The 15085-nt window shown below is 73.8% G+C and carries 15 protein-coding genes; 6 read left to right on the top strand and 9 right to left on the bottom strand.

The genetic code is table 11. The features are described from left to right. Window positions 1–31 precede the first annotated feature (31 nt). A complete protein-coding gene (locus ACQPYX_RS06625; RefSeq protein ID WP_433802107.1) occupies window positions 32–748 on the top strand; it encodes an SDR family NAD(P)-dependent oxidoreductase in 717 nt (238 codons plus the stop codon). On the opposite strand, the gene ACQPYX_RS06630 is transcribed toward ACQPYX_RS06625, so the two are convergent. From ACQPYX_RS06630 to ACQPYX_RS06655, 6 genes are all read right to left on the bottom strand, one after another. Continuing rightward, window positions 739–1290 carry a DUF305 domain-containing protein gene (locus ACQPYX_RS06630; RefSeq protein ID WP_433802108.1) on the bottom strand — a complete coding sequence of 184 codons (552 nt, stop codon included), beginning with the start codon at window positions 1288–1290 and terminating at the stop codon, window positions 739–741. The genes ACQPYX_RS06625 and ACQPYX_RS06630 overlap by 10 nt on opposite strands. Window positions 1291–1337: 47 nt before the next feature. Next, window positions 1338–1745, bottom strand: coding sequence for a DUF6153 family protein (locus ACQPYX_RS06635; RefSeq protein ID WP_433802109.1), 408 nt, complete (start codon window positions 1743–1745; stop codon window positions 1338–1340). Window positions 1746–1856: 111 nt separating this feature from the next. Further along, a complete protein-coding gene (locus tag ACQPYX_RS06640) occupies window positions 1857–3323 on the bottom strand; it encodes a class I SAM-dependent methyltransferase (RefSeq protein WP_433802110.1) in 1467 nt (488 codons plus the stop codon). Between the two features lie 43 nt (window positions 3324–3366). Then, window positions 3367–3843, bottom strand: coding sequence for a hypothetical protein (locus ACQPYX_RS06645; RefSeq protein ID WP_433802111.1), 477 nt, complete (start codon window positions 3841–3843; stop codon window positions 3367–3369). 91 nt (window positions 3844–3934) lie between these two features. Beyond that, window positions 3935–4237, bottom strand: a complete 303-nt coding sequence (locus tag ACQPYX_RS06650) for a hypothetical protein (RefSeq protein ID WP_433802112.1) — start codon at window positions 4235–4237, stop codon at window positions 3935–3937. A 41-nt stretch (window positions 4238–4278) separates the two neighbouring features. Next, window positions 4279–4983: an RraA family protein gene (locus tag ACQPYX_RS06655; protein ID WP_433802113.1), complete on the bottom strand. Its 705-nt coding sequence runs from the start codon at window positions 4981–4983 to the stop codon at window positions 4279–4281. 186 nt (window positions 4984–5169) lie between these two features. Between ACQPYX_RS06655 and ACQPYX_RS06660 the strand changes: the two genes are divergently transcribed. Beyond that, window positions 5170–5613: an ATP-binding protein gene (locus tag ACQPYX_RS06660; protein WP_433802114.1), complete on the top strand. Its 444-nt coding sequence runs from the start codon at window positions 5170–5172 to the stop codon at window positions 5611–5613. On the opposite strand, the gene ACQPYX_RS06665 is transcribed toward ACQPYX_RS06660, so the two are convergent. Further along, entirely contained in the window at window positions 5606–6652 is a 1047-nt protein-coding gene (locus ACQPYX_RS06665; RefSeq protein ID WP_433802115.1) for an ABC transporter ATP-binding protein, read from the bottom strand. The genes ACQPYX_RS06660 and ACQPYX_RS06665 overlap by 8 nt on opposite strands. A gap of 160 nt (window positions 6653–6812) precedes the next feature. Between ACQPYX_RS06665 and ACQPYX_RS06670 the strand changes: the two genes are divergently transcribed. From ACQPYX_RS06670 to ACQPYX_RS06680, 3 genes are read left to right on the top strand one after another with little or no spacing between them, the layout of a single operon-like run. Then, window positions 6813–7757: a carbohydrate ABC transporter permease gene (locus ACQPYX_RS06670; protein WP_433802116.1), complete on the top strand. Its 945-nt coding sequence runs from the start codon at window positions 6813–6815 to the stop codon at window positions 7755–7757. Next, on the top strand, window positions 7754–8587 hold the full coding sequence (locus ACQPYX_RS06675) for a carbohydrate ABC transporter permease (RefSeq protein WP_433802117.1): 834 nt from the start codon (window positions 7754–7756) through the stop codon (window positions 8585–8587). The genes ACQPYX_RS06670 and ACQPYX_RS06675 overlap by 4 nt, the downstream gene beginning before the upstream one ends. Window positions 8588–8597: 10 nt before the next feature. Next, on the top strand, window positions 8598–9980 hold the full coding sequence (locus ACQPYX_RS06680) for an ABC transporter substrate-binding protein (RefSeq protein WP_433802118.1): 1383 nt from the start codon (window positions 8598–8600) through the stop codon (window positions 9978–9980). A gap of 3 nt (window positions 9981–9983) precedes the next feature. Here the strand turns inward: ACQPYX_RS06680 and ACQPYX_RS06685 are convergent, their stop codons facing one another. Together ACQPYX_RS06685 and ACQPYX_RS06690 are read right to left on the bottom strand one after the other, a co-directional pair. Then, on the bottom strand, window positions 9984–10778 hold the full coding sequence (locus ACQPYX_RS06685; RefSeq protein WP_433802119.1) for an enoyl-CoA hydratase-related protein: 795 nt from the start codon (window positions 10776–10778) through the stop codon (window positions 9984–9986). A gap of 206 nt (window positions 10779–10984) precedes the next feature. Beyond that, complete coding sequence (locus tag ACQPYX_RS06690; protein WP_433802120.1) at window positions 10985–12604, bottom strand: adenylate/guanylate cyclase domain-containing protein; 1620 nt, start codon at window positions 12602–12604, stop codon at window positions 10985–10987. A gap of 219 nt (window positions 12605–12823) precedes the next feature. Here ACQPYX_RS06690 and treS point away from each other — a divergent pair, with 219 nt between their 5' ends. Further along, a complete protein-coding gene (gene treS / locus ACQPYX_RS06695) occupies window positions 12824–15070 on the top strand; it encodes a maltose alpha-D-glucosyltransferase (protein ID WP_433802122.1) in 2247 nt (748 codons plus the stop codon). Window positions 15071–15085: the final 15 nt, after the last annotated feature.

Raw genomic sequence — 15085 nt, forward strand, 5'->3', positions numbered from 1 at the left:
CCGGCCCGTCGTCGGCCGCACGGTGGTGATCATGACGATGACCCCGCTCCCCGTGGCACCGCCGTCCGTGCGCCCGCTCGGTCCGACGGCGCTGGTCACCGGGGCGTCGTCGGGGATCGGGGCCGCGTTCGCCCGCGAGCTCGCCGCGCGGGGGTGTCCGCTGGTGCTGGTCGCCCGGTCGCGGACCGCGCTGCACCGCCTCGCGGCGACCCTGCCCGTGCCGGTTCGGGTGGTGGTCGCCGACCTGACGGTGCCCGCCGACCTGGCGCGGGTGGAGGCGCTGCTCGACGGGGTCGGGCTGCTCGTCAACAACGCCGGCGCGACGACGTTCGGGGGGCTCGGCGGGCAGACGCCGGCCGACCTCGAGGCGTCGGTGCTGCTCAACGTCCTGGCGCCGACCCGGCTGACGGCGGCGGCCCTGCGCGTCATGGTCCCGGGCAGCGGCATCCTCAACGTCTCCTCGACCGCGGCAGGCCGGGACGACCCCGCGCTCGCCACCTACGCCGCGGGCAAGGCGTACCTGGAGTCGTTCTCCCGCGCCGCACGACACGAGGCGGCCGGACGGCGGATCGGGCTGACGGTGGTGCGGCCGGGACGGACCCGGACCGCGTTCCACGCCCGCGCCGGGGAGGACTCCGGGCACCTCCCCGCGGCGCGCTGGCAGTCCCCGGAGGTCGTCGTGCACGCCGCCCTCGCCGCGTACGAACGCGGCGAGGACGAGGTGACGGTGGCGCCGGGTCAGGCCTGAAGCAGACCCTGCATCTCGGCGATCTCCGCCTGCTGGGCGGTGATGATCGCCTGGGCGAGCTGCCTGGCCTGCGGGTTGCTGCCCTGCGCCAGCTCGGTCTGGGCCATCTGCACGGCGCCCTGGTGGTGGGCGATCATCATCGTCAGGAACGCCCGGTCGAACGCGGGCCCGGACAGGGCGCCCAGCTCGGCCATCTGCTGGGGACCCATCATCCCGGCCATGCCGGACATGCTCATCGGTTGATCAGCGGGGGCGCCCCAGGCCGCGAGCATGCCGGTCAGCTGGTCGATCTCCGGGGCCTGTTCGGCCTCGATGCGTGTAGCCAGGTCCTTGACCTGCGAAGACGCGGCGCGGGTGGCGGCGAGCTGCGACATCTCCACGGCCTGCCGGTGGTGCGGGATCATGCCCTGCGCGAACGCGACGTCGGCGGGCCCGTGGGCGGCGTCGACGGCGGTCGTGGGGGCGGCGGGCGTGCTCGAGCAGGCGCCGAGCAGGACGAGGGCGACGGCCGTCAGCAGGCCGCCGAGAAGACGGGAACGCATGGAACTTCCTCCGGTCGGGTGTCGGGACGCGGTCGTGGCGTCCCGGCCTAGAGCCGGAGGACCTGGAGGGCGGCGAGCCGTCGGGGGACGGGGACCGGGGCGGGCCCGGCGAGGACCGGGGTGGGGCCGCGGGCGAGCCCCGGACGGCGGGCCGGGGTGCCGACGAGGACGAGGACCGCGGCGGCGAGCAGGGTCGCGAGGGCGACGAGCACGGCGACGCAGAGGTGCTCGAGCATCGTCGCGTGCCCGGCGGGCATCTCGTGGCCGTGGTCCGGGGCGTGCTCGGCGACGACGCTCGACGCCGCGTGGTGCACGGTCGGCGCGATGAGCTGGTGCATCCCGACGAGCCCGGCCAGCAGGGCCAGCACCAGCAGGGCGCGCGCCCATGCCGGTGTGCTGCGCTGCTCGACCACGAGCTCGACGATACCGGTGATCTTGCGTGCCGAGGTGCGCACCAGGCATCCCGGGCGGCTGCCGGCCGCACGATCCGAACGAGCGGCACTGTCGCAGCATCTATGTGCGCGACAGTGCCGCTCGCTCGGGTTGGCGATAGCCGGGACGCAGGGTCAGCGCCGCAGCAGACCCCGAGCGAGGCCCCGCACCACCGACGGCCCGCTCCCACCCGGCGGGCGGCGGTAGCGCTCCGGCATGCCGAGGAGCACGAAACCGCGCAGCAGGTCGGCGGTGCGCTCGCTCGGCCGCCCGGCGAGCAGCGCCGCGTAGGTCGAGGCGTCGAGCCGTTCGCCCGCCGAGGTGTACCCGCGCATGGCGGCGTTCTCGAACGCGTACCAGGTCGACGGGAACCGGAACGCGAGCTCCACCCCGTCGTCGTCGGGGGTCACCTCGAACACCGGGTTGAGCGTCGGACGGCCCGCGGCGTGCGGCGGCTCCGCGAAGGCGCCGTGGTCGGCGAACACCCGCGGGTCGGTGGAGGTGACGAGCATCAGCCACTTCGCGGCGTCGAGCTCGGCCGGGTGCCGGGGGGACGCGAGCTGCGGCCCGTACCCGGCGAGGTAGTCGGCGAGCAGCTCGTCCTCGCAGGTCAGCCGCCAGGGCGCCCCCCGCAGCAGCCGCACGTAGCCGGCCGCGTCGCGCTCGAGCGGCCCGTCGGTCGGGGCGAGCCGGACGTTGCCCAGCCGGTCGAGCAGCACGGTGTCCGCCACGGCTACGCGGCGGAGCTCGTCGAGCGCACCCTGCTGGACGTCGAAGTAGTGGAACGCGTCGGAGCACACCGAGGCGGCGAAGGCGTCGTCGTCGAAGGGCAGCGCGTCCACCCGGTCGGCGCACACGAACCGCTGCGACGGCGCGACGTAGCGCCGCGCCACCCACAGCTGCAGGAAGTTCCGGTCCACGCCGACCACGGCCCGCGGGTCCCGCCGCGCCGCCAGGTGGTGCGCCACGTGCCCGAACCCGCAGGCCAGGTCGAGGACCGGCCGCGAGGCGTCGTCGGGAAGGGAAGGAAGGGCCTGCAGCAGCGACATCGTCGCGAGGAAGCGCGGCTGCCCGAAGCGGGCGAGGAAGTAGGGCAGCAGCTCGTCGTCGATGCGGTCGCTGGAGCGCGCATAGGCGAGCTCCATCCAGTCCTGCGCGGTGAGCCGGTCGTGCTCGGCGAGCATCGCGCGGACCTCGGCGCGCCGGGCGGCGAGCGCGACCCGTGGCCACGGGCCGCGGGTGAACGGCAGCCGGAGCCCGGGGCGCGACGACGGCGCCGGCGGCGGGAAGGCGAGCAGGGCGACGAGCGCGTCGAGCGGGCGGTCGGCCGCGAGCAGGGCGACGAGCTCGTCGGCGGTGGGGCCGGCGACCTCGCAGCGACCGGTCAGGTGGTCCTGCGAGTCGATGCGGCCCCGCCGCAGGACCGGGATGTCGTCGATCTGCGGGTAGGTGGTGCACGCGCAGCGCAGCAGCCCGAAGGTCCCGCCCGGCAGCGGCTGGGACGGGGTCGGGGTGAGGACCGGGTGGGCGCCGCAGTCGGGGCAGCGCAGCGCCGGGCCGACGGTCGGGCGGACGGTAGGCAGGGCAGGGGAGAGCGTCACGAGACCTCGCACGGGGGAGTCGACGGGGCGGGCGCGGACGTGCTCAGGGGCGCGGCGGACCCCGGCGCGGCAGACGCCGCGCGAGATCGGCGCCGACCAGGGTCCCGACGGCGGGTGCCACCACCGCGACGGGTCGGGGCCCGTCGGGGACGAGAACGGTCAGCAGACGGGCCAGCGACGGCACCTCGACCGCCGCGAGCAGCGGCTCGCTCGCGGCCGCCGTCACCACCAGCAGCGTCACCGCGAGCTGCAGCGCGAGCGGCGGCATCCCGGTGGCCTGCGGCGCCAGCGCGGCGACCGCGAGGGCGGCGGGCTGGGCAAGGACGGCCAGGTTCAGCAGCGCGAACGTGCCCCACGCCCGGTGGGGCAGGCACACGCGGGTCGCCCCGACCGTGCCGGCCGCGAGCGCGACGCCGAGGACGTGGGCGCCGTCGGCCCGGGCGAGGACGTCGAACGCGACCGCGGTGACCAGCACCACGACGGCGCTGAATCCCCTCGGTGTCATTCCGGCGCCCCGCATGGCGGCGAACCGTAGCAACGGCCTCCGGCGCGATCGAGGCGCCCCGGGGACGCGCCCGGGGCCGGGTGACGGGCGCGCGGCGTGGCGCCCGTCAGGGCTCGGTGACGGTCAACCGCTCGCCCGACGACGGGTCGGGTTCCGGCTCGAGCACCTTCCCCTGCTCACCGATCACCGACGCGTCGCCCTCGACCGACCACGTGCGTCCGTCGGCCTCGACCTCCGCGCCGTCGGCGGGCGCCGGGTCGTCGAGCCGCCCGGCGTAGCGGAACTCGTCGTCCTCGAGCAGCCAGGCGTCGTCGGGGCGGCCGACGGGGTCGCCGGCCGTCGGGCCGCCCTCCGGGCGGTACTGCCGAGGCGTGTCGGGCTGGGGCCGGACGGGGCTCTCGCGGGTCATCTCGTTCTCCCTCTCGCGGGCTCGCGGGAGGAATGCCCTCCTCAGGGCAGGTGAATCCCGACCGCCTCGCGCCGGGCGCGGATCACGTCGTCGACCCCGGTGGCCTCGGCGAGCCCGGCGCCCTGCGCCATCGCGTCCAGCCAGACCCGTTCCCGGTCCTCGACCGCCTGTGTCAGGCGGACCACCTCCCCGACGTGCTCGCGCGGCACGACGACGACGCCGCTCGCGTCGCCGCGGACCACGTCGCCGGGGCGCACCGCCACGCCGCCGAGGACGACGTCGACGTTGATCGCGCCCGGTCCCTCGTTGGAGGCCGTCGTCGGGTAGACCCCGCGGGCGAAGACCGGCAGCCCGATCTCGTCGATGCCGTCGGCGTCGCGGATGACGCCGTCGATCACGACGCCGACCGCGCCGATCCGCGCGAGGGCCCCGCTCATGATGTCGCCGAGGACCGCGGCGTCGGTGCGCCCGCCGCCGTCGACGACCAGCACGTCGCCCGTCCGCGCGAGGTCCGGGGCCTTGAGCAGGAAGAGGATGTCGCCGGGCTTCGTCCACACCGTGAGCGCCGGCCCGCAGAACCCCGTGCCGCCGGCCTGGCGGACGATCCCGGGCCCGACCACCGACACCGGGCCGCCGGAGTCGGCGATCTGCGTCGTCGGGAAGGCGGCCAGGGCCGCGACCGCCGCCGGGTCGGGCCGGTGGTCGGCGTCGTCGATCGTCCACTGCTGCGGGTGCGCCTTGCTCACGTCCGGGGACCCTTCCGCAGACGCTCCGCGCGCGCACCCCCGCTCGACGCTCCCGCCGTCGGGAAATCCCGACGATCGCGCCTCAGCGGCCGTCGACCGCACGGGGGCGGATCGGCGCATGGAGGGACGGTGCACCGGGCTTCCCACCACCGGACCGAGATCCCCGCAGCATCGGAAGGGCCGAGGATGGACGCCGTCGAGTTCGAGCGCGTCGCGTACAGCGCCGACGTCGACCAGGGACCCCGCATCCGGGAGGACCTGCGCCAGTGGCTGCGGTCCTCGGCGGTCCCGACCACCGTCGTCGACGGGATGGTGCTGGCGGCCAGCGAGGCGATCGACAACGTCGTGGTGCACGCCTACGACGACGCCCACCGCAGCGAGGGCGTCGCCCGCATCGACCTCACCGTGATGCTCGAGGACGGCGAGGTGCTGGTGACCGTCGCCGACGGCGGCCGCTGGCGCGAACCCGCGAGCGTGGACCTCGAGCACGACGCCGTGGGCCGTCCCGCCCTGCACGGCCGCGGGATCACGTTGATGACCTCACAGGTCGACGAGGTCGCGATCCGGCACGGCGACCGCGGCACCACGGTGCTGCTGCGGAGTCGCTGGGCCGAGTCCCGGGTCAGCTGACGCGGAGGCCGTCGGCGCCGAACCGGTGCACGTCGGCCGGGGAGCGCAGCGCCACGCGGATGCGCTGTCCGACGGCGGGCGTCGACCGCGCGTCGGTCCGCGTCACCACCCGGTGGTGCTCGCCGTCGACCTCGGTCGCGCCGTACACGTAGGCGTCGGCGCCGAGCTCCTCGACCAGCTCGACGACCAGCTCGAGCTCGTCCGGGCCGCCCGACCCGGGCACCAGCGCCTCGGGCCGCAGCCCGACCGTCCCGCCCGGCACCGAGCGGTCGTCGGGAACGAGGGAGCCCCAGGCCCGCGCGGGCAGCAGCGTCATCGCGGGGGAGCCGATGAACCCCGCGACGTAGGTGTTCGCCGGACGCTCGTAGAGCGCGCGGGGGGTGTCGCACTGCTGCAGCCGGCCCTCCGCGAGCACGGCGACGCGGTGCCCCATCGTCATGGCCTCGACCTGGTCGTGCGTCACGTAGAGCGTGGTGGTGCCGAGCCGGCGCTGCAGGGCGGCCAGGTTCGCCCGGGTCTCGACGCGGAGCTTGGCGTCGAGGTTGGACAGCGGCTCGTCCATGAGGAAGACCGCGGGTTCGCGGACGATCGCGCGGCCCATCGCGACCCGCTGCCGCTGCCCGCCGGACAGCGCGCGGGGCTTGCGGTCGAGGTAGGGGGTGAGGTCGAGCATCGCCGCCGCCTCCTCGACGCGGCGGCGGACGTCGTCCTTCGAGCCACCGCGCAGCCGCAGCGAGAACGCCATGTTCGCGGCCACCGTCATGTGCGGGTAGAGCGCGTAGGACTGGAAGACCATCGCGATGTCGCGCTTCGCCGGCTCCACCCCGGAGACGTCCTCGCCGGCGATCTCGACGGTGCCCTCGTCGACGTCCTCGAGGCCCGCGAGCATCCGCAGCGCGGTCGACTTGCCCGAGCCGGACGCGCCGACGAGGACGAGGAACTCGCCGTCCGCCACGTCGAGGTCGAGGTCGTCCACCGCCCGGACCGGCGGCGTGCCGGGGAAGATCCGGGAGGCGCTCCGATAGGTCACCGATGCCATGGGTGCACCCTCCTGACCGATCGTGACCAGCGGCAACGGTCGTCGCGACCCGTTCACCCACCGCTCACGTGATCGTCCGACTTCATCCTTGTGAACGTTGTGTGAGGCACACTAACGTGCCACGCCGTGACCACCCAGCGTGTCGGGCTCGGGGCTCGCCGTGAGTGACCTGCTGACCGCCGACGCCGCCGAGGACGCGGCGCCGACGCCCGGTCCCGTGCCCTCGCGGCGCCGGCCCCGCGACGTCGTCGTCGGGCTCGTGTTCCTCGCGCCGGCGCTGGCCGGGCTCGGGGTCTTCGTGGTCTTCCCGCTCTTCCAGGCGGTGTTCCTCTCCACCCGGGGCACGGACATCGTCGGGAACCCGAGCCGCTCGGTCGGCCTGGCCAACTTCGCCGCGCTGCTCACCCCCGAGTTCGGGCAGCTGCTGTGGCAGACGTTCGTGTTCACCGCGCTCGTCGTGGTCGGCGGCCTGGTGATCCCGATGGCCCTGGCGGTCCCGCTGGCGCAGCGCCTGCCCGGCATGCGGCTCTTCCGGACCCTGTTCTCGCTGCCCTTCGCCTACTCCGCGAGCGCGGCGGGCGTGGTCTGGCTGCTCATGCTCAACCCGGCGATGTCACCGATCGACTGGGTCCTCGACGGCCTCGGGGTCGGCTCCCCGGGCTGGACGACGAGCCCCGGCTGGTCGCTCGTGACGACGGCCTGGGTGACCCTGTGGATGGTCTCCGGCTTCAACCTGCTCGTCCTCGCGGCCGCCCTCGCCGGGGTCGACGAGGAGGTGCTCGAGGCGGCCCGCCTCGACGGCGCCACCGGGTGGCGGGGCTTCGTCTCGGTGGTGCTGCCGATGATCTCCCCGAGCGTGTTCTTCGTGGTCGTGACGACGACGCTGACCGCGCTGCAGGCCCTCGGCCAGGTCCAGGTGGTCACCGACGGCGGGCCGAACGGCACGTCGGCCACGCTCGTCTACTCGATCTACAACCGGGCCTTCCAGTACGGCAACTCCGACTACGGCGCGGCCAGCGCGCAGGGCCTCGTCCTGCTGGTGGTCGGCGTGCTGCTCGCCGTCGTGCAGTTCGGCGTCATCGAGCGGCGGGTGCACTACCGGTGAACCGCACCAGCCGTCCGACCGCCGTCCTGACCTACGTCTGGCTGGTCGTCGCCGCCGTCGTCCTGCTGTTCCCGGTCCTGCTGACCGTGGTCGGCGGGTTCGTGCAGTCCCGCTACCTGGTGGCACGGCCGCCGGGGCTGTTCTCCGGGCACTACGACGTCGCGAGCTACGTCCGGGCCTGGGGCCAGGAGGTGGTGCCGCTGGTCCCGGCGTTCCTCAACTCGCTGTTCGTCGGCGTCGTGATCATGCTGGCGCACCTGGTCACGTCGTCGCTCGCGGCGTACGCGCTGGTGTTCCTGCGCACGCCGTTCCGGCTGCCGCTGTTCTGGTTCTTCCTCGCGACGATCATGATCCCGTACGAGGCGATCGTCGTCCCGAACGCGCTGTTCATCCGCGCGCTGGGCCTCGGGGACGACCAGTGGGCGCTGGTCCTGCCGTTCCTCGCCAACGGCTTCGGCGTGTTCCTCATGCGCCAGGCCTTCCGGGCCTTCCCGGTCGAGCTGCACCAGGCCGCGCGCGTCGACGGCTGCTCCCACCTGCGGTTCCTGACGACGATCCTGCTCCCGCTGGTCCGTCCGTCGCTGACCGCGCTGGCGGTGTGGTCGTTCCTGCAGGGCTGGAACATGTACTTCTGGCCGCTGATCATCTCCTCGACGAACAACTCGCTGAACACGCTGCAGACCGCGGTGTTCGCGCTGAAGTCGAACGAGTCGGCCGACCCCGGCCTGCTGCTCGCCGGCATCACGATCACGCTCGTCCCGACGCTCCTGCTCGTCGTCCTCGGTCAACGCTTCCTCGTCCGCGGGTTCACCGCGGGCGCCGTCAAGTAGGGGAGTCCTCGTGAAGCTGCGCCACGCCCTCGTCGCCCTGCTGGCGGTGATCGCGCTGAGTTCCTGTTCCGCGGCGGCGGGCGGCGGGGGTGGGACCGCGCAGGCCCCGGCGCCCGGCGCGGACGCCCTGAACGGCCAGCCGCAGGTCGAGCTGACGTTCTGGCACGGCATGACCGGGGCGAACGGCGACGCGCTCACCCGGCTGACCGACCAGTTCAACCAGCAGAACGCCGGCCGCATCCACGTCAACCTCGCCTTCAAGGGCAAGTACGACGACACCCTGGCCGCCTACAAGGCCGGCATCGCCTCGAGCCAGCTCCCCGACGTCGTCCAGATGTACGACATCGGCACCCGCTTCATGATCGACTCCGGCGCGATCGCCCCGGTGCAGGGCTTCGTCGACGTCGACAAGTACGACCTCAGCCAGATCCAGCCGAACATCGCCGGCTACTACACCGTCGACGGCAAGCTGCAGTCGATGCCGTTCAACACCTCGATGCCGCTGTTCTACTTCAACAAGGCGGCGTTCACGCAGGCCGGCCTCGACCCGAACAACCCGCCCCGCACGCTCGCCGACATCCGCGCCGCCGCGGAGCGGATCAAGGCGAACCCGGCGCCCGGCGTGCAGTTCCCGTTCGGCGCGAGCCTCTACGGCTGGTTCCTCGAGCAGTTCACCGCGAGCGCCGGCCAGGAGCTGTGCAACGCGGGGAACGGGCACGACGGCCGGGCCACGGCGATGAACCTCGCCTCCGACACGAACGTCGCCCTGCTGTCGTGGTGGCAGGGCATGGTCCGCGACGGCCTCGCGATGAAGCTGGACTCGAACACCGACAACGGCGACAACGCCTTCACCTCCGGCGTGGCCGCGATGTCCCTGGAGTCGACCGGGTCGCTCGGCGGGTTCGTCAAGGCCGCCCAGGGCCGGTTCGAGGTCGGCACCGGGCCGTACCCGAAGGTCGACGCGTCGAACACCGGCGGCCCGATCATCGGCGGCGCGTCGCTGTGGATCGTCGGGAAGGACAAGACCCCGGCCCAGCAGCGGGCGTCGTGGGAGTTCACGAAGTTCCTCGCCTCGACGCCCGCGCAGGTCGCCTGGCACACCTCGACCGGATACTTCCCGATCTCGAAGGCGGCCCTGTCCGACCCCACCGACCAGGCCTGGGTCGCGCAGCGCCCGCAGTTCCAGACGGCGATCACCCAGCTCCAGCAGACCCCGCTGACCACGGCCACCCAGGGCTGCTCGGTGGGCGTGATGCCGCAGGTGCGCAAGGACGTGGAGAACGCGATGCAGGCGGCGATCCTGCAGAACCAGGACGCCCGGACCGCGCTGACCACCGCCCAGGACCAGGCCAACGGTCAGATCGCGGAGTACACGAAGTCGCTGGGCGGCTGACGCTCACCTCCACCTCGGCGGGCGCTTCTCCGCGAACGCCGCCAGTCCCTCCGCCCGCTCGGGGCCGTCGATGATCGCCGCGACGGCCGCGTCGGTGTCGGCCCAGCCCCGGGCGTCGGCCTCGAGCACGGCGGAGTCGACGGCGGCGAGGGTCGCGGAGACGGCGGCGGGGGAGCGCTCGGCGATCCGTTGCGCGACGGCGAGCGCGGTCGCCTCGGCCTCGCCCGGCTCGACCAGGTCGGTGACCAGCCCCAGCTCGTACGCCCGCCCGGCGTCGATCGGGTCGCCGGTGAGCAGCAGCCGCTTCGCGACGGCGGGTGGGAGGGCCCGCGGGGTCCGGAACAGGGCGCCGCAGTTCGCGACGAGTCCGAGTCCCACCTCGGGCAGCGCGAAACGGGCGGTCCGCGCCGCCACGACGAGGTCGCACGCCAGGGCGATCTCGAACCCGCCGCCGAACGCCACGCCCTCGACGGCCGCGACCAGCGGGGTCCGGCGTCGTCGGGCGACCACGCCGTAGTTCCCGCCCCGCGGTGTGGCCGGCCCGGGGCCGACCGCCACGTCCGTGCCCGCGCAGAACGCCCGCTCCCCGCCGACGAGCACGCCGCAGCGCAGGGCCCAATCGTCGTCGAGCCGGTTCAGCGCGGCGTCCAGTCCCCGCGTCATCGCCGCGTCGACGGCGTTGTGCTTCTCCGGGCGGGTCATCCGGATCAGCAGCACGCTGCCGTGTTGCTCGGTCCGCACCCGTGCGGCGACCTCCTCGGCGGTCGGCTCGGGCTGTTCGGGCCAGGGGTAGGTCACGGTGGTGACCCTACGGTCGGGGGCGTTCCGCGAGGGGGACGCCAGGCAGCCTCGCGGGCCTCGCGGGCTGCCTGGCGTGCATCTCGCGCGAGGGGTTCCCGACGACGGGGCGCGTGGTCGTCCAGGCGGGTCAAGATCGCGACGAGCCGCGCGATGTGCTCGCTCAGCGCGCACACGCTCCGCAGAACGGGATCTTGTAGCTCGAGTCAGGACGTCAGACCGGCGCCCGACCCCGCGGACTCGGCCTCGCGATCGACCCGGTCCACCGGGGCGTGCAGCTCGGTCTCGGTGGTGCGGCCGCGCAGGGTGCGGGAGCCGACCGAGGTCCACCGTGAGGCTTCGTCACCGGCGCGCTCCAGCGCGGCGCCGGAGCCGACGACGCCGCCGTCGACGTCCTTGGCCAGGTCGCACAGGCGGGCGGCCTCGTTCACCGGGTCGCCGATCACGGTGTACTCGTAGCGGCGTCGGTCGCCGATGTTCCCGGCCACTGCCTCGCCGGCGGAGATGCCGATCCCGGCGCCGAGGTCGGTGGAGCCGGAGAACACCTCCTCGGCCAGTCGGGCGGCCATCACCCGCCCGGCGGCCAGCGCGCATCCGGCGGCGTCGGTCATGTCGGTGGGGGCGCCGAACACGGCCAGGGCGGCGTCGCCCTCGAACTTGTTGATCCACCCGCCGTGGTGCTCGACGACGTCGATGACGACGGCGAAGAAGGAGTTGAGCAGTTCGACGACCTCGTGCGGGGGTCGGGTGGCGGCCAGGGTGGTCGACCCGACGAGGTCGACGAACAGCACGGCGACCTCGCGGACCTCGCCGCCGAGTTCGACGTCGTTCTCCAGGGCGTGGCGGGCGACGTCCTCGCCGACCTGGCGGCCGAACAGGTCGCGGACGCGTTCGCGTTCGCGCAGGCCGGAGACCATGGTGTTGAACCCGGCCTGGAGCAGGCCGAGTTCGGTGGTGTCGAAGACGGGGACGTCGACGTCGTAGTCGCCGCGTTCGACCTTCTTCAGCGCCCGGCGCACGGCGAGGACGGGGGCGGCGGTGGACAGGGCGGTCAGGGTGATCACCGCCCCGCCCAGCACCAACGCCACCCCACCGAGCACCACCACCACGACCGCCAGCCGCGTCACGTCGTAGGTGCCCAGCGCGAGCGCGGCGACCGCCGCCAGCACGACCCCGAGCAGCGGGACCGCCGTCCCGAACACCCAGCCGCCCAGCGTCCGCATCAGCACACCCGGCAGGGCCGACCCCGACGGCGGCCGCGCCTCCAGCACCCGCCGGGCGGCGCCTCGCAGCACGACCTCCACCAGCCGGTACGTGAGCGACACCGTCGCCAGGCCGCCCAGGAGCACGGTGGCCGCGACCTGCAGGGCGATCCGCCAGGAGTCGAACACGTTGAGCAGCAGGAACACCGCCGACGCGACACCCCAGAGCGTCGTCTGCACCGCCGCGAGCCGCACCGGGCCGCCGAGCACCACCCGCCGGAACCGGCGCTCCCACCCGCGGCGCTGCCGCTCGTCGGCGTCGACCCGCAGCGGGCGGACGCGCATGAGCAGGTGCCCCCACCCGGCCCCGACCGCGACGGCGAGCACGACGTAGCCCGCGAAGACGATCAGGTTGCGCAGGAGCAGGGTGGGTGCGTCGACGAGGTCGTGCGGCAGGACCCACGCGGCGAGTACGAGCACCACGCCGGCGCCGACCACGTTCGGCAGCACCACCACCAGCACGAGCAGTGCCCGGGTGCCGGCGGACAGCCCGCGGTCGCCGGCGCGCGCCTGGATGGGCGGCCCGGTGCGGCGGGAACGACGACGGGCCACGGGGTCCTCCATCCGGTACCACTGGTACCGGGAAAGATAGCGGGCCGGGTGCGCTGCGCGCCTGTGAGTAGTAATCCGTGTCAGAGCACGGATGACTACTCACAGGGGCGGAGCCCACCTGGATCGAGTCAGCTCGCGACACCCCTGAACGGGCACCGAGCCCGACGACGCGGCGACCCGACCCGCGTGTGACCATGTCGCGTCGTTACGCGCGAGAGAAGAGGGGCGTCGGTGGCGGACGGGGCGGGCAGCGGGATGTCGGGCGAGGACACGGGGCCGATCGAGCTGACCTACGCCGAACACTTCCATCCCGCCCGGCCGCGCGCCCTGCGCCACCGCCCGAAGGTGCGCTCGCCGTTCGAGCGGCGCGCGGCGGGCCGGGACGGCGAGCCGACCGGCACCAACCCGGCGTACGTCGCGTGGCTGCGCGGGCAGTCCATGCTGGCCGACGCCGACACCATCGCCCGGCAGTTCTCCGGCCGCGGCACGATGTGGCAGAACCCGTTCGCCGACCCGGACCCGCGCGGTGCGGTGGAGACGGCGAGCGTGTGGTTCACGGCCTACCCGCTGTCGTTCATGACCCGCCCGGGCCAGCCGTTCCTCGCCGCCATGGCCGAGGAGGAGCTGTGGCGGGCGTTCGCGGCGATCGGCGTGGAGGGGGTGCACACCGGCCCGGTCAAGCGCGCGGGCGGGATCTCCGGGTGGGAGCACACCCCGAGCGTCGACGGCCACTTCGACCGCATCTCGACGGTGATCGACCCGGCCTTCGGCTCGGAGGCCGACTTCCGCGCGATGTGCGGCATGGCGACCTTCCACGGCGGCACGGTGATCGACGACGTGGTGCCCGGCCACACCGGCAAGGGCGCCGACTTCCGCCTCGCCGAGATGGGCTACGCCGACTACCCCGGCATCTTCCACATGGTGGAGATCGACCCGGAGGACTGGTCGGAGCTGCCCGTGGTGCCGCCGGGCCGCGACTCGGTGAACCTCGACGTCGCCACCGAGGAGCGCCTGGAGAAGGCCGGGTACATCATCGGCGCGCTGCAGCGCGTCATCTTCCACGCGCCCGGGGTCAAGGAGACCAACTGGAGCGCGACGAAGGCCGTCGTCGGGGTGGACGGCGTGGCCCGGCGCTGGGTGTACCTGCACTACTTCAAGGAGGGGCAGCCCTCGATCAACTGGCTCGACCCGTCGTTCGCGGGGATGCGCCTGACGATCGGCGACGCGCTGCACTCGCTGGCCGACCTCGGCTCCGGGGCGCTGCGCCTCGACGCCAACGGCTTCCTCGGCGTGGAGAAGAGCGCCCTGGGCGGGCCGGCGTGGTCCGAGGGACACCCGCTGTCCGGTGCCGCGAACCACCTCATCGCCAGCATGGTCCGCAAGGTCGGCGGGTTCACCTTCCAGGAACTGAACCTGACGATGGACGACATCCGCGAGGTCGGGCGGGCCGGCGCGGACCTGTCGTACGACTTCGTCAACCGCCCCGGCTACCACCACGCCCTCGCCACCGGCGACGCCGAGTTCCTCCGCCTGGGCCTGCGTACCGCCCGCGACCTCGGGATCGACCCCGCGTCGCTGGTCCACGCGCTGCAGAACCACGACGAGATGACCTACGAGCTCGTCCACTGGGCCGCCGGGCACCGCGACGAGACGGTCGTCTTCCGCGGGGAGGAGGTCACCGGGGCGCAGCTCGCGGAGACCGTCCGTGGCGAGCTGCTCGCCGCGCTCGCCGGCCCGGAGCACCCGTTCAACCTGGTGTTCACCACGAACGGCATCGCCTCGACCACCGCAACCGTCGTCGCCGCGTCGATCGGCATCGGAGACCTCGACACCATCGGCCCCGCCGAGGTCGAGGAGATCCGCGCCGTCCACCTCATGCTCGCGATGTTCAACGCGATGCAGCCGGGCGTCTTCGCGCTGTCCGGCTGGGACCTCACCGGGATGCTGACGCTGCCGGTCGACGACGTCGCGGCGCTGGTCGCCGAGGGCGACACCCGCTGGATCCACCGCGGCGCGCACGACCTCATGGGCTTCGCCCCGGACGCCGACCGCTCCGCCGAGGGCATGCCGCGCGGACGCAGTCTCTACGGCACGCTGCCCGACCAGCTCGCCGACGAGACCAGCTTCGCACGCCAGCTCCAGGCGATCCTCGCGGTGCGCAAGCACTACGGCATCGCCACCTCGCGCCAGGTCGACATCCCCGACGTCTCGCACGCCGGGCTGCTCGTCCTGGTGCACGAGCTGGACTTCCGGGGCGAGCGCAGCGACGGGGAAGGGACGAGTACGCACGCGCTGACCGTGCTGAACTTCGGCGCCGAGCCGGTGCGCGGGACGGTGCGCTCCGAGGCGCTCTCACCCGGCGGGGCGGTGCTCGACATGTTCACCCAGGAGCCGCTGGGCTTCGTCGACGACCTGCACGCGTTCGCGGTCGACCTGCCCGCCCGCCGCGGCATGGCGTTGCTGGTGGAGCCTTCCTGACGACGAGGTGCGCGG

The organism is Actinomycetospora sp. CA-084318 (genome assembly GCF_050955885.1).
Classification (GTDB): domain Bacteria; phylum Actinomycetota; class Actinomycetes; order Mycobacteriales; family Pseudonocardiaceae; genus Actinomycetospora.